Below are 22,491 nucleotides of genomic sequence, written 5' to 3'. Positions count from 1 at the left end.
CAGTCATACTTGACTGGCTTTTTCTGTACACTCTTATTTTTTGTTTAATTCGGAGTGCTTTCTTGAATATAAGAAATAGACAACAAGCCCAATGGCAAGCCAGATTAAGAAACGAACAAATGTGATGGTGCCAAGCTTATAAATGAGCAGTCCGCAAGATAGAATAGCCAAGATTGGAATGAGCGGCACTGCGGGGCATCTGAATGCTCTCGGTAAATCAGGCTGTGTTTTTCTCATGACAATGACAGCAACTGAAATCAAAATGAAAGCTGAAAGTGTTCCGATGTTCACTAGACTTGCCAACTCATCAAGCGGAATGAATCCACCCATTAATGCTGACAATGTCCCAAAGAAAAGAGTATTGATATAAGGTGTTTTATGTTTTGGATGAACCTTTGAAAGAACCTTTGGTACCAAGCCATCACGAGACATGGCAAACATGACACGTGTTTGGCCGTACAGCATGACAAGCATGACCGTGGTCATCCCTAAAATCGCCCCAACATCTACAATACCCGCCACCCAATTTTGACCGGCTACTTGTAAAACAAGAGACACTGGATGGGATACTCCCTCAAAGTTCATAAATGGAACAATGCCTGTCATGATGGCACTGACTACCACATACAACATGGTACAAATCAATAAGGAAGTGATGATTCCTCTTGGCAAGTTGCGGGATGGATTTTTTGTTTCCTCTGCCGCAGAAGCAACTGCATCAAATCCGATAAATGCAAAGAATACGAGAGCTGCTGCACTTAACACGCCTGAAGTTCCAAAAGGAACGAATGGTGTCCAGTTTTCAGGTTTTACATATTTCACAGCGACTAAAATAAAGAGCAGAATCACCGCAATTTTCATAATGACCATGATGTTGTTGACTCGTTTTGATTCTTTAATACCGAAGTACAGCAAGAAGGTGATGATCATTAAAATAATAAATGCAGGAAGATTAAAATATGTCACTTGACCCTTTAAACCACCTGGTGCTGCTGTTAATTCAACCGGTATATGAATCCCTATCCCATTTAAAAACGACACAAAGTAGCCTGACCAGCCTGCTGAAACGGCACTAGCGGCTAGCATATATTCTAATATCAAATCCCAGCCAATGATAAACGCTAAAAATTCTCCCATAGATGCGTACGTAAATGTATAAACAGATCCTGATACTGGCACTGTGGAAGCGAATTCCGCATATGACAATGCCGCAAATAAACATGCAAGACCTGCAATCACAAATGATAAAACAAGTCCTGGTCCTGCTGTGACGGCGCCTGTACCTGTCAGAACAAATATCCCTGTACCGATAATCGCTCCAATACCAAGCATCGTTAAGTCAAATGAACCTAATTCCTTTCTTAACGCTTTTTCCCCTTGTGTTGCCGCAATTAGCTCTGAAATGCTCTTCTTTCTAAACAACGAATTGCTCATACCATCACTCCCAAAACTTAGTATCCGTCTAAAGACGCCACCACTTCGTAATTCACTTTATTTTCTGAATATTTAGATTTAATTTAGCGCAATAAATTGGTGGCGTAAAATTATTATATATGAAAATTAAAAAATGAAAACACTTTTTTCGAAATAGAGTGAAAATTCTTATTTATCAACAAAATACTTGTCAATATTCATGGTAGATTTTCTTCAATCTTTATTCAAATCATAGCTTGGCCTCTTCTATTTATTATACAACATACAAAATTATACTTTTTTGATATAATTTTTATAAAGTGAAAATAAAATTATTCTTTTGATAACTTGTCTTCACTTTTGCTTATTTAAAAGCCTTTAGACTCATAGAGAGCTATGATAAAGGACTGTTTTAGCTGCGCAAACGATATACAAAAAAAGAGACTGCCTAGTAAGCAGTCTCTTAAGATCCATTATTAATTTACAAATGTCTTTGCGCCAAGGTAAATTGGCTTCCAATAGCTTGAAGTCATATCGCTGATCGTCACACCATCAGAAGCAGCGTGGATAAACTTGTTGTTCCCAAGGTAGACACCCATGTGAGATGGGCCAGATTTATAGGTTGTAAAGAAGACAAAATCTCCAACTTTAGGTGTTGAGACGCTTTTCATTGATCCCCAAAAACCTTCAGTCGTTTGTCTTGAAATCTTTGTTTGTTTGTTAATGATATACCACATAAAACCGCTGCAATCAAAGCCTTTCGGTGTCGTTCCACCCCATTTATATGGTGTACCGTTTTGTGCTTTCGCATCTGCTACGAGTTTAGACGTATTTAAAGAAGAAGTAGCAACTGTTTTTTCTTTGACAGGTGTTGGTTTCACTTTGGACGTCTTTTTCACTTTCAGCTTTTGTCCAATTTTAATCAGATCTGTTTTGAGTTTATTTAACGATTTCAGCTCTTTCACTGTCATTCCATATTTTTTGCCGATTTTAGATAAAGTATCACCTTTGACAACTTTATGAGTGGCTGTCGTTGAAGACGCTTTTACTTTTGTTGTTGTTTTTGATGTTTTCGTTACCTTTTTTGAAGAAGTACCATTCACTTTTAAGGTTTGTCCAACATAAATCGTGTTAGATTTCAGTTTATTGTCTGATTTAATCTTACTCACGGTTGTTTTGTATTTTTTCGCTAGAACAGAAAGAGAGTCACCTTTTTGAACCTTTACTGATTGTGCTGAGGCAGCTCCGGCAAATAATGTCGTCCCAAGTAGAACTGCACTTGCAGCTGTGATCAATTGTTTTTTCATTTGTTCCTCCTGTATGTATCTATCGTGATCCGAATTTTTATCTACTTTCTATTATAAGGATCGAATACCAGAAGAAATAGTCTTGACTTCCTACGACATTATGCTTATTAATTCGGCAAAAAATATTTTTTTTTAGGGTTCTTTTTATTTCATTTTTATTACACAATCATGACAAAACAAATGCATCTTGTCATAGATAAATCATACATTCATTTCTCTTTTTGGTTCATTCTATGTAAAGTGGACCTTTACAATTTTAAAGTGAACTTTACGGTGCTGTCATTTGGAATCCACACTTCTGTTCTACCATTGTAAACGTGAGAGCGATACATAAACAATGAGGAGGCAAAATGAATGAGTGTGTTGAAAAGCTCGAAAACGAAAATAGCTGCAATCGCAGCCGCATCAGTGTTATCGATTGGTATTTTTTCAGGAATTGAATTTGGACAGGCTGACAAAGCTGAGGCTAAAAAGAAACCAAAAAATGACGTACAAAATGTGATCGTGCTCATTGGAGATGGCATGGGAACACCTTACCTTTCAACTTACCGCTCATTTAAACACAACGGTGATCTTTCCAAGCAAACAGCGTTTGACCCTTACCTCACTGGCATGCATAAAACATACCCTGATGATTCTAAAAGTAACATTACTGATTCAGCAGCAGCTGGGACAGCCATGGCAACTGGTCAAAAGACATACAACAACGCCATTGGTGTAAACAAAAATGGCAAAAAACTAAAAACAGTATTAGAAGAAGCAAAACGCAAAGGAAAGTCTACTGGTCTCGTCGTCACATCTGAATTAACCAATGCGACACCTGCTGCGTATGCCGCCCACGATGTTTCTAGAAAAAACACAGCAGCCATTGCTGATGATTTCTTCGATGAGAAAATTGGCAAACAGCATACAGTCGATGTCATGCTTGGCGGAGGACTGATCGATTTTGTCCGCAAAGATCGTGATTTGACGAAAGAATTTCAAAAAGCAGGCTATCGTTATGTAACCAATAAAGCTGACTTACAAAAAAACAAACAGCAAAAATTGTTAGGCATTTTTGCTGACGGTGGTCTCGATAAAGCAATTGATCGTGATAAAACGACCCCTTCATTGCAAGACATGACATCCTCAGCCATCAAACAGCTGTCTAAAAACAAAAAAGGATTTTTCCTCATGGTTGAAGGCAGTCAAATTGACTGGGCTGGACATGACCACGATATTGTCAGTGCGATGAGTGAGATGAAAGATTTTGAAAAAGCATTTGAAGAAGCCATTCGTTTCGCAAAAAAGGATAAAAACACGTTAGTCATCACGACAGCAGATCATTCAACTGGCGGCCTTTCCTTCGGGGCAGACGGATCGGGCAGCTGGGATTATCAGCCTGTCAAAGCAGCAAAAAAGACACCTGATTTCATTGCAAACAAAATTGTAGGGGGTATGAAGGTCGAGACTGCGCTCAAACAATACATCGACCTTGATTTCACAAAAGAGGAAATCGCCTCTATTCAAAAGGCAGCTGAAACAAAAGATCCTGTTCAAATTGATGATGCCATCGAAAAAGTCATCAATACAAGGTCTCATACAGGCTGGACCACATCGGGTCATACAGGGGATGAAGTACCATTTTATGCTTATGGGCCAACAAGCGAACAGCTAAAAGGGCTCATGGAAAATACAGATCAAGCGAAACACATTTTCAAACTGCTGAAAAACCAATAAAGTGCTAATCACAAAAAAAGATGTCTAGTCGTAGACATCTTTTTTGATCATTAAGTGAGATACTTCCTATGAACCCCTTTTCCATCGTATGAAAACATCACTTCTTTTCCTTCAAGAACTGACTCGATGTGCACACTTCTTCCCCATAGTTGATACAAATATGGAAGCACCTTTTCTAAGTATTTGAGATCGAGCTCAATGCCTTCATACCAATGTTTAATATAGAGTTCATTGTTTTTTAAATAGTCGCCATCGATGACTGTCAAATACGGAAAGCCGCCATTGACCCTCATGCTGACTAGCTGATCACGGACTGCCTTCCATTCTTTATCAATGACTTTATAGTCTCTCCCCTGCTTTTGAAACAAGTACAAATCTTCCCTCATCACAAGGTCTTTCGTTAAGTAATTTCGAATAAAAGAAATGTCTGATTCAATTTCCCGCACTTCAAACATTTTGCTGCGACCCGACCCTTCCGTCACTCCTGCTTTTTTCAATTCCTCGCATGGATGATCGTAGCGCTCTTCAATATCTTCAAAAATCTTCAGCCCTAAATAGTAAGGATTGATTCCTGTCTTAGATGGCTGCACGACACCTGCATTTAATTTGGCAAATTCAATCGATTCACTTGAATCTAAATCAAGTTCACGCATAATCCGCTGGTGCCAATACGATGCCCAGCCTTCATTCATGATTTTCGTTTCTAGCTGTGGCCAAAAATAGAGCATTTCCTCTCTCAGCATCGTCAGCACATCCCGCTGCCAAGGCTCTAGCTCTCGGGAGTGTGCCTCGATAAAGAGCAATATATCTTTTTCTGGCTTTGGGGGGAATTGCTTGATCGTTTTCTTTTTCTCACGTGTTTTCGGTTCATCCATTCCCCACAAATCATCATATGGCGTTTGACGTTTTGGTTTGTCCTCTTCATATTCATCTTCATCGTCGAGATTCCAGCTTAATTTTGAACGAACAAGCGACGGATCAATATGCTCCTGCAATGCCAATACAGCATCTAAAAAGGACTCGACTTCTTTTGTACCGTGGATATGTTCATATTCTTTAATTCGCTCTGCTGCCGCTGACATACTTTCCACCATATCTCGTTTTGTGTTTTGGAAACGGCAGTTGTTTTTAAAGAAATCGCAGTGTGCCAAGACATGAGCCACAATTAGTTTATTTTGAACAAGCGAATTGTTATCAAGGAGAAAGGCATAGCAAGGATTTGAATTAATCACCAGCTCATAAATTTTGCTTAATCCTAAATCATAATGAAGCTTCATTTTGTGAAATTGCTTTCCAAAGCTCCAGTGGCTAAATCGTGTTGGCATGCCATATGCACCGAATGTATAAATAATCTCCGCGGGACAGATTTCATACCTCATCGGATAAAAATCCAGACCAAATCCTTCTGCAATTTCTGTAATTTCATCAATGGCTCGTTGTAAAAGACGCTTTTCAGATACGCTCAAGGAAACCATCCCTCCTCATCGGACTTATCTCTACTATATGAGCGTACCTAAAAAAACATGATGTTCAGCCAGTTGTTTAGACGACTTCCATCTCTTTCATGGACTGCCCGCCGAACGCTTCAAAATGGATATTCTCTTCCGGAATGTCCAACGCTTTTAAAATAAGGATCATCTCTTGAGTAAATACTGGGGAACCGCAAACATAAAATTGCCCTTTTCCTTCACCAATGACGGATTGAAGGAAAGGTCGGTCAATCCGCGTAGCCACCTTCTCAACCAGCTCACTCTTTACACTCTTTTCAAATTGTTCGTTACAAAGGATAATACGCCCCTCTGGAGATGAAGTGAGAACGTGTTCAAACTCTTGTTCAAAAGCAGTTACATCCTCTAGTCTGTCTGCATGAATCATCGTGAATGGCTGATTGTTATGCGACGCTGTTTTCACTAAACCAATCATTGGTGTGACACCAGAACCGGCACTAATCAAATAAACGGGTTCTTTTGTGTCATCTTGCAAGCAGAACATTCCCTGCGGCATACTGACGTGAAGAACATCGCCTTCTTCCATTTCATCATGCAGGAATGTGGAGACATGCCCATCTCGTTTCACGGTGATGCGATAGTAAGATGGGTGATATTGATCTGATAAACTGTATTGTCTGCTGCATACATAGGCTTCATCCGGCATATCTACCTGCACCGTAATGTATTGACCAGCTTCATACATTGGTAGCTCAGATTCATCCTCTGGTACTAAATAAAAGGAAATGAGTGATGGAGATTCTTGTTTCTTTTTCTTCAGAATAAACGGTTTGACATCTGCCCATCCACCAGTTTGTTTCACATTTTCAGCCATCATTTCTGCCTCAATGGTGATGAATATATTCGCAATGATGTCATATGCAGCCTTCCAAGCCAACAATGTGTCATCTTCCTCTGATAACCCAAATACCTCTTTCATTGCTTCAAGAAGGTGATATCCGACGATTGGGTACTGCTCTTTTTTCACCATGACACTGACATGCTTATGGGCAATTTGTTTCACAGCAGGAAGCAAGTCTGCCAAGCGGTCAATGTGCAGTGCAGCTTGATAGAGTGTTGCCGCAAGCGCCTCTGGCTGGCTTCCATTCATGAGATTTGTTTTATTAAACTGATTGAGTAGCTCTGGATGCTGTCTAATCATATTTTGATAAAAAACTGTCACAAGTTTTGTTCCCTCAGCTTTTAGAAGAGGGGCTGATTGTTTAATGGCATTCATTTGATCTGTGGATAACATCGTTATTCCTTCTTTCAAAAGATGTATTTTAAATACATCTTTATCGTAAAGGAAGACAACGTATAAAAGCAATATTTATAATACATGTTTTAAATGTTGTCACATTTAGTACTTTCTCGAACAGTTTTTGTCTAAAATGTGTTACGATGATACAAAACTCTATTAGGTTTAGAGGTCGTCCAAATGAAACTTACGAATTATACAGATTTCTCATTAAGGGTACTCATTTATTTAGCTTCGAGAGAAAACAATGAACTGTCAAATATTCAGCAGATTGCCGATATTTATGGCATTTCGAAAAATCACCTGACAAAGGTAATTTACCATCTAGGAAAACGTGGTTATGTAGAAACGATCCGCGGAAGAAATGGTGGGATTAGGCTGGGGAAAAGCCCAGAAAGCATTAATATTGGTGAGGTTGTCCGCTATACAGAGGATGATTTAGTCATGGTTGAATGCTTTGATCCGAAGAAAAACAGCTGTATTATCTCCCCGATTTGTTCATTAAAGCACGTACTTCATGAAGCTCTCACTGCTTATTTACGCGTTCTTGATCAATACACATTAAGTGATTTAACACAAAACAAAGATGCTCTAAGAGAGCTTCTGCTCTAAGGCGAAAGAATTTATTTCTTTCGTCTTTTTCTTTACCTCCTTGTAATAATAATTTATTTAAAATTATTATAAATAAATATTGACTATCATGTTTGATTCAATATAATTAGGGTATATAGATTGCTAGAAACCATTTTTTGTTTACAGGAGGAGAAAAAGAATGACAAATTCTAATCATAAAAATTTGACAACGAATCAAGGCGTGCCAGTTGGCGATAATCAAAACTCAAGAACTGCTGGTCACAGGGGACCTTCATTTCTTGATGATTACCATTTGATTGAAAAACTTGCACACTTTGACCGTGAACGTATTCCAGAGCGTGTCGTTCATGCAAGAGGCGCCGGCGCTTATGGTGTATTTGAAGTAGAAAATAGCATGGAGAAACATACAAGAGCAGCCTTCTTAAGTGAAAAAGGAAAACAAACAGACGTTTTTGTCCGTTTCTCAACGGTTATTCATCCTAAAGGTTCGCCTGAAACATTACGTGACCCTCGCGGCTTCGCTGTCAAATTTTATACAGAAGAAGGCAACTATGACCTAGTTGGGAACAACTTGCCGATCTTCTTTATTCGTGATGCACTCAAGTTCCCTGATATGGTTCACTCTCTCAAGCCAGATCCTGTAACAAACATTCAAGATCCTGACCGTTATTGGGATTTTATGACGTTAACACCTGAATCCACTCACATGCTCACATGGCTCTTCTCTGACGAAGGTATTCCTGCGAACTACGCTGAAATGCGCGGTTCTGGTGTTCATACGTTTAGATGGGTAAACAAATACGGAGAAACAAAATATGTGAAATACCACTGGAGACCATCAGAAGGCATTCGCAATTTATCAATGGAAGAAGCTGCAGAAATTCAAGCAAACGACTTCCAGCATGCGACAAGAGACTTGTATGATCGTATTGAAAAAGGAAATTATCCAGCATGGGATCTTTACGTTCAGCTTATGCCGCTCAGTGATTATGATGAACTAGATTATGATCCATGTGATCCGACGAAGACGTGGAGTGAGGAAGATTATCCGCTGCAAAAAGTGGGCCGCATGACACTGAACCGCAATCCAGAAAATTTCTTTGCTGAAACAGAGCAAGCTGCTTTCACGCCAAGTGCCCTAGTACCAGGAATTGAAGCATCTGAAGACAAACTGCTTCAAGGTCGTCTGTTCTCTTATCCTGACACGCAGCGTCACCGCCTAGGTGCAAACTACATGCGCATCCCAGTGAACTGTCCTTATGCGCCTGTTCACAATAACCAACAGGATGGCTTTATGACAACAACTCGTCCAAGCGGTCATATTAACTATGAACCAAACCGTTATGACGATCAGCCAAAAGAAAACCCTCACTACAAAGAAAGTGAACCAGTTCTTCATGGTGACCGTATGGTGAGACAAAAAATTGAAAAACCAAATGATTTCAAACAAGCTGGAGAAAAATATCGAAGCTACTCTGAAGAAGAGAAACAAGCATTGATCAAAAACTTGACAGCTGACTTGAAAGACGTAAATGAAAAAACGAAATTACTTGCGATCTGCAACTTCTATCGTGCAGATGAAGATTATGGACAGCGTTTAGCGGATTCACTTGGTGTGGATATTCGTTCATATCTTCAAGGAAGCATGAAATAAATCTTCTTTTCAGCTGGAGCACCTCTTTTTAAAAGAGGTGCTTTTTTATAGCCGGAATACGTTAATACTAATCAAATGACCCGTCACCGGATGAAAATAAATTTCTGCATGTGCTGCAAATCGTGTGGAGCCTTCCTTCACGGTCACACGAAACACATCTTTTGTTTGATCTTCATTCACTTGTGTACGTCCAATGTAATGATAATCGTTTAAAGCGGCGCCTTCATATTCATCTTGCAAGGCAGTATACGCAAGCCTTTCCCAATTCTCTGCTGGCTGCACAGCTGCTTGTGAAGATGGATGAATCATGAGACTGCCAAATAAAACAATTCCTGCTGCAAAAAGCATCCACAATTTCGGGTGCATGATATCAATATTCTCACTTTCATGTCTATTTTGTTTAGGTTTTGCTGGTTGGTTGTTTTTCATACATCAAGCATTTATTCAGCCTATAATTCCCGGTACCCTGTTTATGCAGACACCAACTTTTCCCCTGAAAAAGTCAACCTGATCCGAGCAAACTAATGAGGACTTCTCAAGGGAAAGGAGAAGGTTTAATGAATGTGGCAGATTATGATAAGGCACTTTATTATACGCATCGCTCGCAATGGGATAATTTACTTATTCTTATGGTCCGTACGCAAGATGATTTGCTCTCGAAACGTATTGAGCATTTCTTACATGCGTATCAATTTAACCGGAACGATGCAGATGTTGAAAAATGTTTATATGGACTCCTGCAGTATATCGACCATGCTTCAGAAGCTGCCGTTGCTGAAGCATATGCTGAACCAATGTACACATAAAGGAAAAGGTTGATTTTCTTTCAGATTGTTGACATAGGGCTAGAATGAACTTTATTTTAGCTCTTTGTTTTCATCCTTTTACTAACCGCCTTTCATAAAGAAGAAAAGACTTCATGAGAAATACTCATGAAGTCTTTTGAAATGTCCACCATGACTGTTTACAACAGCTCTTTCGGCTGATTTTTTTGATAATCTACCGCATAGAGAGCGGCCTGAGTTCGATCTGCCAGCTCTAACTTTGATAACACATGAGACACGTGAGTTTTCACAGTCTTTTCAGAAATAAAAAGCGATGAGGCGATTTCTTTGTTACTTTTCCCTTTTGCGATTTCAAATAAGACATCACGTTCTCTATTGGTCAGTTCGTTCATCAATGCCCATTTCTGCTCTTTAGGTTCAGTTAGATGCTGGACAAGAAAAGCTGTAATATGACCATCTAGCTGGTACGTACCATTTTGCACCTCAATCATTGTCGTGAGAAGCTTTTCAGGTGCTACATCTTTGAGCTGATAAGCCTTTGCTCCCGCTTGGATAGCAGGGATCACATAGTCCTTATCTGCATAGCTTGTCAAAATGACAATGCGGACATCCGGCATATCCAGCGTCATTTGCTTTGTCGCCTCAATCCCATTCATTACAGGCATAGAGAGATCCATCAAGACAATGTCAGGCTTTGTCTGCCTCACTACCTGTAGTGCCTCTTCTCCATTGGATGCTTCACCAACGATGTCCACATCTGGCTGGGTTTGCAAGAAAAAGACCAGCCCTTTTCTGACAATGTGATGATCATCTGCAATGACTACCCTCATGACAATCCCTTCCTTTCTTGAGAAAATGGTACTTTCACATCAATCGTCGTTCCCTTCCCTAGCTCAGAATTGATGCAAAATGTACCTCCTGCTCTTCGGATACGGTCAGCCATCCCTTTCAGCCCAAATGAAGGAAGACTCATTTGTTCATCATACTGAAATCCCTTTCCCTGATCGATGATTTTCATACCAAACGTGTCTCCTGATTGCTCCAGTTTGACCTCTACTTTCTCAACGCCCGCATGCTTTTGGCAATTATTTAGAGCTTCTTGGCATACGCGAAATATGGTTTCGTGCTTTGAATGATCTATTTCCATACAGCCTGATAAAGACAATGAACAATTTAGACCTAAAAGCTGTGCATACTCTTCAATCGCTGTTGTAAATCCTTTTTCAAGCCCTTTTGGTCTTAACTGCCAGATGAGTGATCGCATTTCAATGAGGGCATCTTGTGATAAATGCTGAATAAAATCAATCATTTCACCTAATTTTTGATCACTTGTCATTTGACGCGCTGCCTTTGCAGTCAAACTCACGGAAAACAGCATTTGATTCACAGAATCATGTAAATCCTGCGCAAGCCGGTTTCGTTCTTCTAAAAGTGCATGCTGCTGCTCATTTTGCACAAGCTTCATGCGCTGAATAGCCGTACCAATTTGCAGTGCAATACTTTCAAGCAGATTCAGCTCCTCCTGTGTAAATGTGACCTTCCCTTTTGCCGCCACATTTAATAAGCCAAACGTACGCTTACATGCTTGGAGCGGAACGGTTGCATGATGGGTAATTCCTTCTGTATCTCCAAGCTTTTGCTCAATCGCCGTTTCAATCCGTTTACAATTGATGATATTGGTAGCTGATTGCAGTGAGCCTTTCGTGTAGCGGTTGATGCAATAGCAATCGTTTTGACACATCAATTGCTTTCGATCCTTTGCCAACGCTTCAGGTAAGCATACTTCTGCCATTAGTTCATACGATCCGTCTTCTTCTATAAAATAAATCCATGCTGTTTGAAAGCCTGTCACTTCCATAAGCATATGAAGCACTTCATGAAGCGTTTCCTTCATTTCCATCCCTTCATTTAGCTTTTCAGCAATTTCTTTTAACGTTTTTAATGTTTTGACTTTTTCTTGGTAATCTCCCATCGTGTGTACCCCCGGCTTTTACTGCCTCTCTTATCAATATGTTGATTATACCATGAGCATCTGTGCGGCTCTTTCTCAAAAAGGATGATTTTTTCTCATCCTTTTGACTGAGAAAAAGCCATCATGCATGACATGATGGCTTTGTGATATTTTATTTAGCTGTTTCTTCCACAATGTCATAGACGACTTTCATGACTTCTTCTGATAAGTGTTTCAGCTTTTCTTCGCTGTCTGTTAACGATGTGCCTTTGACTGCAATATAAAATTTGACTTTAGGCTCCGTACCAGAAGGTCGTAAACAAAACCATGAGCCATCTTCAAGGAAATATTTCAGGACGTTTGATGCCGGCAGATGAATCGTTTCTTCTTTCTTTTCAGCCACAAGGTGCCTTTGACTTGATTGATAATCCTCAATGACCGTAATGCGCTGACCGGCGATAGAAGCTGGCGGGTTTGATCTAAAGGTATGAAGAATAGCAGAAATCTGCTCTGCTCCTACTTTCCCCTTTAAGGTTAATGACTTTAACCCTTCTCTGTAAAATCCAAATTCCTTAAAAATATCAACAAGCGCATCATATAATGACTTGCCTTGTTTCTTATAAAAGGCTGCGACTTCAACTGCTAATAACGCCGCTTGAACTGCATCTTTATCTCGTGCAAAATCACCGATCAAATAGCCGTAGCTTTCTTCATAGCCAAATTGAAACGTGTATTCTCCGCTTTCCTCGAACTGCTTGATTTTTTCTCCGATAAATTTAAAGCCAGTGAGCGTATCAATCGTGTCAGCTCCAAATGCTGAGGCAACAGCACGCCCAAGCTCACTTGTCACAATCGTTTTCATCACAACGGGGCGAGGCGGCAGCTGACCTAGTTTTTGTTTTTCAGATAATAAATAATGAAGTAGTAAGGCACCTGTTTGGTTGCCGGTCAAAACGGTAAATTCACCATCATGATTTTTCACAGCGATACCTAATCGATCTGCATCTGGATCTGTCGCAATCAAAATATCAGCATTTTGCTTTTCGCCAAGCTTGATGGCGTATTCAAAAGCGGCATGCTCCTCTGGATTTGGAGACGTAACCGTCGAGAATTGCGGATCTGGTTTTTCCTGTTCAGGCACAACCGTCACATGCTTATAACCAAAGGCCTGAAGTCCGTTTCGGACAGGTTTATTCGCCGTCCCATGAAGCGGAGTAAACACCACTTTGACATCGACTTCTTTTGCAAGCTCAGGGTGCACACGAATGGTTTTTAATTTTTCCATATACGCTTGATCGATTTCTTCACCAATCATACGGATCAAACCATTTTGCTTCAATACTTCTTCTGATTCCACTGAAATGGCTAATTCATTTTCGATGGCATCTACTTCTTTAATGACTTGATCTGCTTCAAATGGGGGCATTTGGCCTCCATCTTCTCCATAAACTTTATAGCCATTATATTCTGGCGGATTGTGACTTGCTGTCACAACAATCCCTGCAAAGGCATTCAGTTCTCGAACTGCAAAAGAGAGTTCTGGTGTCGGACGCAGTTCGTCAAATACGTATGTTTGAATGCCATGTGAAGCAAGTGTTTTGGCCGCTTCCATCGCAAATTCAGGAGATTTATGGCGTGAATCATAGGCAATGGCGACGCCTCTTTTTTTTGCATCCTCTCCATGTGCTGCAATATACGCAGCAAGACCAGCAGATGCTTTTCGAACAGTGTAAACATTCATTCGGTTCGTTCCAGCACCAATTTCTCCGCGCATTCCTCCAGTACCAAACTCAAGGTTTTTGTAGAAGCAGTCTTCAAGCGCTTGATGATCATCTTGATGTGCCTCCAGCCATTCCCTTAGTTCAGTATCCAGGTGCTTCTCATTGATCCAACGCTCATAATTCGTATTCCAACTCATGGTCGTCCTCCCAGCTCTTATCATCAATAAAATAACATCTACTGTTATTTTATATGGAATTATCCTTCATGTCATGTTATATCATGAACATATGAAAAAACGATGAACAAAATAAAAAAAGCCGATACACGATCGGCTTTTTACTTATTCAGCATCAAGCGGTACGACTGCTTCATGGAATAGTCGGTCTAATTCAGTTTGATGTTTCTGTTTTGTCGCTTCATCCCAGCCAAAACGATCTGCCATATAGTCAACAACAGGCTGTGCATACGTTTTTGCCCAATTGATATTAAATAATAGGCTGCCTGTTCTTCTCAAGAAGAAATCGACAGGTGTAACAGCCAATTCTTCTTCAATCGCATAGACAAGTTCAGCCAACACATATGCGGGAATATTTCGTTTGTCTGCTTCCCCTTGAAGCTGCTCCACACGCTTGAAGACATTGCTGACGTTTGAGCCATATTTCTCAGCTAATTTTTGTGCAATCGGTTCTGTTAAACCAACGGATGCTCCTTCTGCCGTTTTCGCTTGAACAAAGGATGCCATATTTTTTGAACCGCCTACATGCCCGCCTGAAATTGGCATATGTTTCGTTTTACATGGTCCGAAATCTTTTCCAGTTTCCTCTTTAAGTCCATCACGTACAAGATTCACAATGTGTTCAGCCATTTTACGGTAACCTGTTAATTTACCGCCAGCAATCGTGATTAAGCCTGAAGATGATGTCCATACCTCATCCTTACGAGAAATTTCTGAAGGATCTTTGCCTTCTTCATGAATGAGTGGACGAAGACCAGCCCAGTTAGATTCAACGTCTTTCTCTGTAATATGAAGATCTGGGAACATATATTGAATGGCTTTGATCACGTAATCACGATCTGCTTTTGTCATACGCGGATGTTCCAGCTGTTTTTTGTAAACGGTATCTGTTGTTCCCACGTACGTTTTTCCTTCTCTTGGAATCGCAAAGACCATTCGTTTATCAGGTGTGTCAAAGTAGATTGCTTGTTTTAATGGGAAAACAGATTGGTCAAATACTAAGTGAATTCCTTTTGTATGTTGTAAATGTTTCCCCTCTTTTGAGTGGTCCTTGTCTCTTAGCTGATCGACCCATGGACCTGTCGCATTGACGATTTTTTTCGCATATACATCGTATGTTTTCTGTGTTGTGACATCTTCAATGACAACACCGACAACTTTGCCTTTATCATAAATAAATTCTTTTACTTTCGCATAGTTGACCGCTTCTGCCCCGAATTTCACAGCCTCTTTCATGACTTCAATTGTCAGGCGTGCATCATCTGTACGGTATTCAACATAGTAGCCCCCGCCTTTTAAGCCATCTTTTTTCACAAGTGGTTCTTTTGCAAGTGTCTCTTTTGCACTTAGCATACTTCTGCGTTCACTATGCTTAACGCCAGCTAAAAAGTCATATACTCTAAGTCCGATTGAAGTTGAAAACTTACCGAATGTCCCGCCTTTATGCATCGGAAGAAGCATCCATTCTGGCGTTGTCACATGAGGACCGTTTTCGTATACGATGGCACGCTCTTTACCGACCTCTGCGACCATTTTCACTTCAAATTGTTTTAAATAACGAAGTCCGCCGTGTACAAGTTTCGTTGAGCGGCTAGATGTACCTGCTGCGAAATCCTGCATTTCCGCAAGACCGACACGCATTCCGCGTGAAGCCGCATCAAGTGCAGTACCAGCGCCTGTAATACCCCCACCAATGATAAACACATCATATGGTTTTTTTGTCATGTCCTGAAGCATTTGTTCTCTTTCTAAGCTAGAAAAAGTCATCTCTTGTTCCTCCCATGTTGTACGGTAAAGAAAAAGAGACCGCAAACACCCAAAGCGTATTTCTACACTTCGGTGCTTGCGGTCTCTCCAGTTCTCCAACCGTTCTATTAACTTACTTGAAGTATACCATACTTTTTGTTTATTTGAAAGCTTGAGCTGCTTTTACAGCCTTTTTCCACCCGCTGTATAACGAGTCACGGCTGTCTTCTTCCATTTTAGGTTCAAAGCGCTTGTCAAGGTTCCATTGTTTTGCAATGTCTGAACGGTCGTTCCAGAAGCCAACTGCTATTCCCGCAAGATAGGCCGCACCGAGTGCCGTCGTTTCATTAATTTCTGGACGTTCTACTGGTACATCGAGCAAATCACTTTGGAAGCCCATTAAGAAATCATTCTTTACAGCCCCGCCATCGACACGTAATGTTTTAAGTGAGATGTTTGAATCTTTTTCCATCGCATCTAAAACATCTTTCGTTTGATAAGCAAGTGATTCTAACGTTGCACGAACAAAGTGCTCTTTAGAAGTACCGCGTGTTAAACCGAATACAGCGCCTCGGACATCACTATCCCAATATGGTGTGCCTAAACCAACGAATGCTGGTACGACATATACGCCGTCTGTTGACTCAACGCGCTCAGCATAAGCTTCACTGTCTTTTGAGTCTTTAAACATTCTAAGTCCATCACGCAGCCACTGGATCGCTGAGCCAGCAACGAAAATACTTCCTTCTAAAGCATATTCAACTTTGCCGTCAATGCCCCATGCAATCGTCGTTAACAATCCATGATCCGACTTAATTGCTTTTTCCCCTGTATTCATCAACATGAAACATCCTGTACCATATGTGTTCTTCGCCATTCCTTCTTCAAAGCAAGCCTGACCGAATAACGCAGACTGCTGATCTCCTGCCGCTCCTGCAATCGGAATATTTTTACCGAAGAAGTGATAGTCTGTTGTTTCACCATAAATGTGTGATGATGGTTTGACGTCTGGCAGCATGGAAGCTGGAACACCTAAAATATCAAGTAGTTCTTCATCCCATTTCAGATCGTAAATATTGAACATTAACGTTCTTGATGCATTTGAATAATCTGTCACGTGTGATTGACCGCCAGTCATTTTCCAAATGAGCCATGTATCGATTGTGCCAAACAGTAAGTCACCATTTTCTGCTTTCTCCCGAGCACCTTCTACATTGTCTAAAATCCATTTCACTTTAGTACCTGAGAAATAAGCATCAATGAGTAGACCCGTTTTATTTCTAAACGTTTCATCGTGCCCTTGCGCTTTTAGCTCATCACATATACCAGATGTTTGTCGTGACTGCCAAACAATTGCATTGTAAACGGGTGCGCCTGTATGTTTATCCCAAACGACAGCTGTCTCACGCTGGTTCGTAATTCCGATACCGGCGATTTGATCTGCTTCAATTCCTGATTCGATTAAAGCAGTTGAAATAACTGATAGAACAGAGCTCCAAATTTCATTTGCATTGTGTTCTACCCAGCCTGGGTTCGGAAAATATTGATTGAATTCCTTCTGAGCTGTATGGGCAATTTTACCTTCTTGATCAAATAAGATCGCTCTTGAGCTTGTTGTCCCTTGATCTAATGCGAGAATATATTTTTCTTTTGCCATGGTGTTTTCCTCCCCTTACATACTTTCATTGACAGCATTTGTCTGGTTTTTCGTAGAAACATAGAGTCCTAACAATACCACAACTAAAATAACGCTTACAATCCAAAAGGCTGGTGTGACGTTCGCTTTAAAGGCTGCATTATAGAAAACACCGCCAAATGCACCGCCCAAAATTGGACCAACAACAGGAACCCAAGCATATTTCCAATTTGATGGACCTTTACCTGGAATCGGCAGAATGGCATGTGCGATTCTTGGACCTAAATCACGTGCAGGGTTAATTGCGTAACCAGTTGTACCACCTAATGAAAGACCAATTGCGACAATTAAGAAACCAACAATCAGCGGATTGACTCCGTCTGCAAATTTATTTGCACCAATCGCTAAAATTCCTACCACCAATACAAATGTACCAATGACTTCACTGAGCACGTTTGCAAAAGTATGCGGAATCGCAGGACCAGTTGAGAATACGCCTAGTTTTGCACCTGGATCGTCTGTCGCTTTCCAGTGTGGTAAGTAATGTAAGAAGACAATAATAGCTCCGAGTAATGCGCCAAGCATTTGACCGACAATATACATTGGAACATCGGCCCAAGGAAAACTTCCTTCTAATGCAAGACCTATTGTCAGCGCCGGGTTTAAATGTGCACCGCTGATTCCTCCAGTGGCATAAGCTGCAATCGCTACTGCAAATCCCCATCCGAAAGCGATTACAATCCAGCCGGACTGGTAAGCGAGCGATTTCTTTAAACTGACTGCCGCACACACACCGCCTCCGAAAATAATAAGAAGCATTGTACCAACGACTTCACCCCAAAATGGTGTCATGAAAAATTCCTCCTCTGGTTCAGTTGCCATCCCCTATAAATGTGTAGAAAAGATAAAGAAAAAAGATCCACAACAAACATACTTTACATCAGGGTCATTTGTCACCTAGTAAAGCGTCGTTGTGGATCTCCATTTCTCCATCACATGATATTAACTTAGTGCTATAGTAACAGAGAATGAAAACGTTGTCAATCAATTTTCACATTTTATCTTTTTCACTTTTGGAATGCTTTCCAAAGCTCTGTATTCGATGTGGTGACAGCTGTCGCCCCTGCTGCAAGCGCCCTTTCTACATCTTCTTTTGTTCGGATAAACCCTCCTGCAAATATTGGTATTCCAGCTCTTTCGCGCACTTCTGTAATTAAATCTGGCACGACACCCGGCAATACTTCAATAAAATCTGGACGATGTTTCCCGACAAACTCCATGCTTTTTTCCATCGCACTTGTATCAAGTAAAAACATTCGCTGGATGGCATATACCTTTTTCTGCTTGGCTTTTACTATGACAGAAGACCTAGTAGAAATAATGCCAGCTGGTTTCATTTCCTGACAAATAAATTCCGTTCCGTACTCATCATGTTTGATTCCGTGAATGAGATCGACATGGACAAACATTTTTTTATGATGCGCATTCGCCTCATTCATGATGCCCTTAAGCCGCCCTAAGTGAACATCTAGTAAGACCCCATATGTAAATGGACTTTTTAAAAATTCCTCAAATTGCTTCATATTGCGAACAGCAGGTAGAATGGGTTGATCATGAAAACTCATATGTCGTCTCCTTCTCGTGTGTATTGGTTCTATCTTCTCCTTACAGTAATAGAATCGCATGTTTTTTTCAATACACCTAGTGTGCCCATTGACCATTCAGCCTAGCAGATCGATTCAGACCTGATCCTTTCAGGGCATAGAAAAAAGCAGAGAAACCTCTCTGCTATAATTGCGCCATGCTTTCTTTTAAAGTATGAATAATGAATGAGGCGTCTTCATCAGTGATATTTAGCGGTGGTGCGAGCTGTGCCACGTTATTATAACCAGCCACTGTATCGCCATTTTTCCCGATGATCAATCCCCGCTTTTTACATTCTGCAATCAATTGACCGACTACACTTGGATCAGCTGGCTTTTTTGACGCCTGATCCTGCACAAGCTCAATTCCAAACAGCAGGCCTTTTCCTCTCACATCACCGACAAATGGATGCTCTTTTAACTCTTGCAAACGTTCGAGCATGTCTTGGCCAAGCGTGCCTGACCGCTCCACTAATTGCTCGTTTTCCATGATCTCTAGGTTAGCAAGTGCCACCGCACAGGAAGCAGGGTGACCGCCAAATGTATTCACATGCCGTAGCCTATCATACGTATCTTCTCCTGCATACGCTTCATAAATGTCTCGTTTCACGCACGTTGCAGATAGCGGTAAATATCCACTTGTGATCCCTTTTGCCATGGTGATGATATCTGGCTTCACTTCCTCATGCATAAATCCAAACCGCTTTCCTGTCCGGCCAAAGCCGCATATGACTTCATCCACAATAAGGAGCGCTCCATGATCTTCACAGATTTCTTTCACCTTCTTCAAATATCCTTTTGGCGGCATTAAGATACCGCCTCCTGTAATCATCGGCTCCATGATGACGCCAGCAATGGTCTCACTTAATTCCCACGTCATCGCTTGATCGATTGCATCAGCACTTGCCAAGCTCTCTTGATCCTCAGGATGCCGGTACATATCAGGCGGTGCGACATGGATAAACCCCTGCCCTAACGGTTCATATTTGTACTTACGCTGCGCTTGACCCGTTGCGGCTAGAGCTGCTGCTGTATTGCCATGATACGATCGATATCGGGAAATAAATTTTGTGCGTGTACTCTCTCCCTTTTGCGCATGATATTGTTTGGCAATCTTAAATGCCGCTTCATTCGCTTCAGAACCACTGTTAGAAAAGAAAATCACATAGTCCCCGTCTAGCCATTCATTGAGCTTCTCAGCCAGCTGAATCGCTGGCACATGGCTTTGTGTCAGTGGGTAGTAAGGCATCGTATTTAATTGCTTATACGCCGCTTCTGCAAGCTCTTTACGTCCATATCCGGCATTTACACACCATAGTCCTGACATCCCGTCTAAATAGCGATTTCCATGAATATCTGTCACCCATGCGCCTTCTGCCTCATGAATCACCATACTTTCATTTTCTTTGTTTGTCCCTTTCATATGATGCCAAATGAACTGATCATCTTTCGCCTGAAGATCTTGTGCGTTATGTGTTTTCATCTTCCCACGCCCCCATGTATCCGTTTTCATCATCAAAGAAGCTTAAACCGGTCCTGCATATAACCTCTCCATTCATTATATGGATAAAAAGTGAGGCATATGAAACTGAAACAAGACCGCCCCTGTCGTTACTCTCATTATAAAAAAGGGGCCAGACACATTACATTAGACAGATCGTCAACTGATTGAAAAGAACCATGAGACACTCTACTTGATCCCTTGGCAAATCTAACATATACCGTTAATGGCGATTCCCCTGTAAAAATTCATAAGCAAGGATCGCAAATTCAAGCGCTTGACGTTTTGGCGCTTGCATCATATCCTCACCAAGTAAAGCATGAAGCTTATCCAATCTGTGATAAAGCGTCTGCCTCACAATATAGAGCTGGCTTGCGGTTTCTTTTTTAGAACCGTTTGTCTGTAAAAAGATATTCAGCGTCTGATAGAGCCTGCCGCTATTTTGTTTATCATATAAAATCACCGGCTCTAAATACTCTTTCACCATGCATTCTAATAACCCGCTTTCTTTCATGACAGGCATCAACCGAAGCATATGTAAATCTTGATAAAATGGGCTTTTGATCCGTTGCGGCATCACTTTCTTTAAATGCAGCACTTCTTTCGCTGCTTGAAAACTTTTTCTCATGTACTGAAATTGCTCACAATATGAACCGATTCCATAATTGATGACTGCCTCGCCGGGCTTCTCACGGTCATATAATTGCGTGATGTCGTTTGCCGCTTTTTCTGCACGCTCTTTCCAGTCCTCAACTTTTCTAGTATTCAATAAAATAAATAAGGTTTGTCCTTGATGCTCGTACACAATCAAATAGAAACCAGCACGCTGAAAAATAGAACGGCAAGAGACAAGAAAATAAAGATTCCCTGCGATTTCTTCTATTTGGTGGTTTTTTTGAAAGAGCATCACCACACAGCCGGTCGGTTTTTTCAGTCCTTCTGTTTCCTCAAGGTGTTCTATGATTTCTCTTTCTGTATGCTCTTCATGAAACCATTTTTGCAGCCATTCATTCTCTTTTGTCTTCTTCAGCTCTTCTGTATACAGCTCTCTTAATGTTTGCTGGGCAAGGGCATTCGCTCCTTTATCCATCACAAGCAGTTCAAATTCCGAGAGCGTGTTCGATTGATGAATGAGGACGAGGTCTGCAAAGGTTTGTTTGAGTGCAAGGACTTGTTTTTGCGTCACTTCATATCCTTTTGGTAATGAAGCATATTGCAAATAATTCATCACAAGCTCTTCTGTTTGTTTGGAAGAATCACATAAAATAATCGGCTCACCTTGAACAGGGATCAGCAGTAGTATCCCTCTCACGTGCTGATACACTTGATCCAAAATATCCATCTGGGGATGAGGAGTTAGTAAAAGCTCATTCAGCTTTGACGACAACGCTTCTAAATCCGCCATCATCTGATACTGACGCTCAATCATCATCGTATGGAGATGCTGTGTAATATTGACGAACTTCACTTCTTTTGTAAACAATATAAGCGGAAAATCACGTTCTTCTGCATAAATAATCAGTTCTTCCGGTACATCAAACCGGAGCGGTACAAATTCAATACATAGTCCAGCCGCACCTGAGTCAATCAACTGCCTTAAAAACGCCTGAAAGACATCCAATTGATCATGGAAGCCTGCGGCCGTCGTTAAGATCAGCTCGCCTCCGTTTAACAAATCTTCTACAGCAGGCACTTCAAGTACATGTACCCATTTTACCTGCCGAAACAATCCCTTTTCCCCAGCTAACACTTTCGCATGCGTAAAATGCTTCGTTTTTAACACATCACTTACTTGAAAATGAACATCTACATTCATTCATAAGTCCCCCTTTGTTTGCCG

General features: G+C 40.9%; 18 protein-coding genes. 4 read left to right on the top strand and 14 right to left on the bottom strand.

Going from position 1 to position 22,491, the window contains the following annotated elements; translation table 11 throughout:
* Positions 1-33 precede the first annotated feature (33 nt).
* Positions 34-1,434 carry an amino acid permease gene (locus tag NST24_RS04890; RefSeq protein WP_024719963.1) on the bottom strand — a complete coding sequence of 467 codons (1,401 nt, stop codon included), beginning with the start codon at positions 1,432-1,434 and terminating at the stop codon, positions 34-36.
* A 455-nt stretch (positions 1,435-1,889) separates the two neighbouring features.
* Entirely contained in the window at positions 1,890-2,720 is an 831-nt protein-coding gene (locus NST24_RS04885) for a C40 family peptidase (RefSeq protein WP_007497097.1), read from the bottom strand.
* A gap of 354 nt (positions 2,721-3,074) precedes the next feature.
* Between NST24_RS04885 and NST24_RS04880 the strand changes: the two genes are divergently transcribed.
* Positions 3,075-4,439 (top strand): alkaline phosphatase, encoded by a 1,365-nt coding sequence (locus tag NST24_RS04880; RefSeq protein WP_058337533.1) that lies wholly within the window; start codon positions 3,075-3,077, stop codon positions 4,437-4,439.
* A 50-nt stretch (positions 4,440-4,489) separates the two neighbouring features.
* Here the strand turns inward: NST24_RS04880 and NST24_RS04875 are convergent, their stop codons facing one another.
* Both NST24_RS04875 and NST24_RS04870 read right to left on the bottom strand, forming a co-directional pair.
* On the bottom strand, positions 4,490-5,905 hold the full coding sequence (locus NST24_RS04875; protein WP_024719961.1) for a SpoVR family protein: 1,416 nt from the start codon (positions 5,903-5,905) through the stop codon (positions 4,490-4,492).
* 76 nt (positions 5,906-5,981) lie between these two features.
* Positions 5,982-7,181 (bottom strand): globin domain-containing protein, encoded by a 1,200-nt coding sequence (locus tag NST24_RS04870; protein ID WP_342462401.1) that lies wholly within the window; start codon positions 7,179-7,181, stop codon positions 5,982-5,984.
* A gap of 183 nt (positions 7,182-7,364) precedes the next feature.
* Between NST24_RS04870 and NST24_RS04865 the strand changes: the two genes are divergently transcribed.
* On the top strand, positions 7,365-7,796 hold the full coding sequence (locus tag NST24_RS04865; RefSeq protein ID WP_007497090.1) for an Rrf2 family transcriptional regulator: 432 nt from the start codon (positions 7,365-7,367) through the stop codon (positions 7,794-7,796).
* 160 nt (positions 7,797-7,956) lie between these two features.
* On the top strand, positions 7,957-9,432 hold the full coding sequence (locus tag NST24_RS04860) for a catalase (protein WP_024719958.1): 1,476 nt from the start codon (positions 7,957-7,959) through the stop codon (positions 9,430-9,432).
* Between the two features lie 45 nt (positions 9,433-9,477).
* Here NST24_RS04860 and NST24_RS04855 read toward each other — a convergent pair whose 3' ends face one another.
* The gene (locus NST24_RS04855) at positions 9,478-9,741 is read right to left on the bottom strand and encodes a YqzG/YhdC family protein (protein ID WP_224562989.1); all 264 of its coding nucleotides are present in this window, start codon (positions 9,739-9,741) and stop codon (positions 9,478-9,480) included.
* A 248-nt stretch (positions 9,742-9,989) separates the two neighbouring features.
* On the opposite strand from NST24_RS04855, the gene NST24_RS04850 reads away from it, so the two are divergent.
* Positions 9,990-10,238, top strand: a complete 249-nt coding sequence (locus NST24_RS04850; protein ID WP_008349000.1) for a YhdB family protein — start codon at positions 9,990-9,992, stop codon at positions 10,236-10,238.
* Between the two features lie 158 nt (positions 10,239-10,396).
* Here NST24_RS04850 and NST24_RS04845 read toward each other — a convergent pair whose 3' ends face one another.
* The 9 genes from NST24_RS04845 to NST24_RS04805 all read right to left on the bottom strand — a co-directional run bounded on the left by NST24_RS04845 (position 10,397) and on the right by NST24_RS04805 (position 22,467).
* A complete protein-coding gene (locus NST24_RS04845; protein ID WP_007497084.1) occupies positions 10,397-11,047 on the bottom strand; it encodes a response regulator transcription factor in 651 nt (216 codons plus the stop codon).
* Complete coding sequence (locus NST24_RS04840; protein WP_342462400.1) at positions 11,044-12,189, bottom strand: GAF domain-containing sensor histidine kinase; 1,146 nt, start codon at positions 12,187-12,189, stop codon at positions 11,044-11,046. The genes NST24_RS04845 and NST24_RS04840 overlap by 4 nt, the downstream gene beginning before the upstream one ends.
* A 151-nt stretch (positions 12,190-12,340) precedes the next feature.
* A complete protein-coding gene (locus tag NST24_RS04835; protein WP_024719954.1) occupies positions 12,341-14,086 on the bottom strand; it encodes a phospho-sugar mutase in 1,746 nt (581 codons plus the stop codon).
* Between the two features lie 144 nt (positions 14,087-14,230).
* Entirely contained in the window at positions 14,231-15,892 is a 1,662-nt protein-coding gene (glpD, locus tag NST24_RS04830; RefSeq protein WP_039169256.1) for a glycerol-3-phosphate dehydrogenase, read from the bottom strand.
* A 139-nt stretch (positions 15,893-16,031) separates the two neighbouring features.
* The gene (gene glpK / locus NST24_RS04825) at positions 16,032-17,528 is read right to left on the bottom strand and encodes a glycerol kinase GlpK (RefSeq protein WP_007497075.1); all 1,497 of its coding nucleotides are present in this window, start codon (positions 17,526-17,528) and stop codon (positions 16,032-16,034) included.
* A gap of 15 nt (positions 17,529-17,543) precedes the next feature.
* On the bottom strand, positions 17,544-18,359 hold the full coding sequence (locus tag NST24_RS04820) for an MIP/aquaporin family protein (protein WP_008349011.1): 816 nt from the start codon (positions 18,357-18,359) through the stop codon (positions 17,544-17,546).
* A 215-nt stretch (positions 18,360-18,574) separates the two neighbouring features.
* Entirely contained in the window at positions 18,575-19,132 is a 558-nt protein-coding gene (locus NST24_RS04815; protein WP_017360356.1) for a glycerol-3-phosphate responsive antiterminator, read from the bottom strand.
* 163 nt (positions 19,133-19,295) lie between these two features.
* Entirely contained in the window at positions 19,296-20,633 is a 1,338-nt protein-coding gene (locus tag NST24_RS04810; protein WP_144666981.1) for an aspartate aminotransferase family protein, read from the bottom strand.
* A 241-nt stretch (positions 20,634-20,874) separates the two neighbouring features.
* Positions 20,875-22,467 carry a PucR family transcriptional regulator ligand-binding domain-containing protein gene (locus tag NST24_RS04805; protein ID WP_342462399.1) on the bottom strand — a complete coding sequence of 531 codons (1,593 nt, stop codon included), beginning with the start codon at positions 22,465-22,467 and terminating at the stop codon, positions 20,875-20,877.
* Positions 22,468-22,491: the final 24 nt, after the last annotated feature.

The organism is Bacillus sp. FSL R5-0286 (assembly GCF_038593245.1).
In the GTDB taxonomy this organism is placed as follows: domain Bacteria; phylum Bacillota; class Bacilli; order Bacillales; family Bacillaceae; genus Bacillus; species Bacillus altitudinis.
Note: the sequence above shows the minus strand (reverse complement) of the source record. Positions and strands in the feature narration are given on the sequence as shown.

What these genes read in the sequence shown, in the direction of transcription:
- NST24_RS04855 (WP_224562989.1), bottom strand. Translation starts at nt 9,741, where the DNA reads ATGATTCATCCATCTTCACAAGCAGCTGTGCAGCCAGCAGAGAATTGG.
- NST24_RS04840 (WP_342462400.1), bottom strand. Translation starts at nt 12,189, where the DNA reads ATGGGAGATTACCAAGAAAAAGTCAAAACATTAAAAACGTTAAAAGAA.
- NST24_RS04845 (WP_007497084.1), bottom strand. Translation starts at nt 11,047, where the DNA reads ATGAGGGTAGTCATTGCAGATGATCATCACATTGTCAGAAAAGGGCTG.
- NST24_RS04815 (WP_017360356.1), bottom strand. Translation starts at nt 19,132, where the DNA reads ATGAGTTTTCATGATCAACCCATTCTACCTGCTGTTCGCAATATGAAG.
- NST24_RS04865 (WP_007497090.1), top strand. Translation starts at nt 7,365, where the DNA reads ATGAAACTTACGAATTATACAGATTTCTCATTAAGGGTACTCATTTAT.
- glpD (WP_039169256.1), bottom strand. Translation starts at nt 15,892, where the DNA reads ATGACTTTTTCTAGCTTAGAAAGAGAACAAATGCTTCAGGACATGACA.
- NST24_RS04885 (WP_007497097.1), bottom strand. Translation starts at nt 2,720, where the DNA reads ATGAAAAAACAATTGATCACAGCTGCAAGTGCAGTTCTACTTGGGACG.
- NST24_RS04890 (WP_024719963.1), bottom strand. Translation starts at nt 1,434, where the DNA reads ATGAGCAATTCGTTGTTTAGAAAGAAGAGCATTTCAGAGCTAATTGCG.
- NST24_RS04860 (WP_024719958.1), top strand. Translation starts at nt 7,957, where the DNA reads ATGACAAATTCTAATCATAAAAATTTGACAACGAATCAAGGCGTGCCA.
- NST24_RS04870 (WP_342462401.1), bottom strand. Translation starts at nt 7,181, where the DNA reads ATGTTATCCACAGATCAAATGAATGCCATTAAACAATCAGCCCCTCTT.
- glpK (WP_007497075.1), bottom strand. Translation starts at nt 17,528, where the DNA reads ATGGCAAAAGAAAAATATATTCTCGCATTAGATCAAGGGACAACAAGC.
- NST24_RS04835 (WP_024719954.1), bottom strand. Translation starts at nt 14,086, where the DNA reads ATGAGTTGGAATACGAATTATGAGCGTTGGATCAATGAGAAGCACCTG.
- NST24_RS04880 (WP_058337533.1), top strand. Translation starts at nt 3,075, where the DNA reads ATGAGTGTGTTGAAAAGCTCGAAAACGAAAATAGCTGCAATCGCAGCC.
- NST24_RS04850 (WP_008349000.1), top strand. Translation starts at nt 9,990, where the DNA reads ATGAATGTGGCAGATTATGATAAGGCACTTTATTATACGCATCGCTCG.
- NST24_RS04805 (WP_342462399.1), bottom strand. Translation starts at nt 22,467, where the DNA reads ATGAATGTAGATGTTCATTTTCAAGTAAGTGATGTGTTAAAAACGAAG.
- NST24_RS04820 (WP_008349011.1), bottom strand. Translation starts at nt 18,359, where the DNA reads ATGACACCATTTTGGGGTGAAGTCGTTGGTACAATGCTTCTTATTATT.
- NST24_RS04810 (WP_144666981.1), bottom strand. Translation starts at nt 20,633, where the DNA reads ATGAAAACACATAACGCACAAGATCTTCAGGCGAAAGATGATCAGTTC.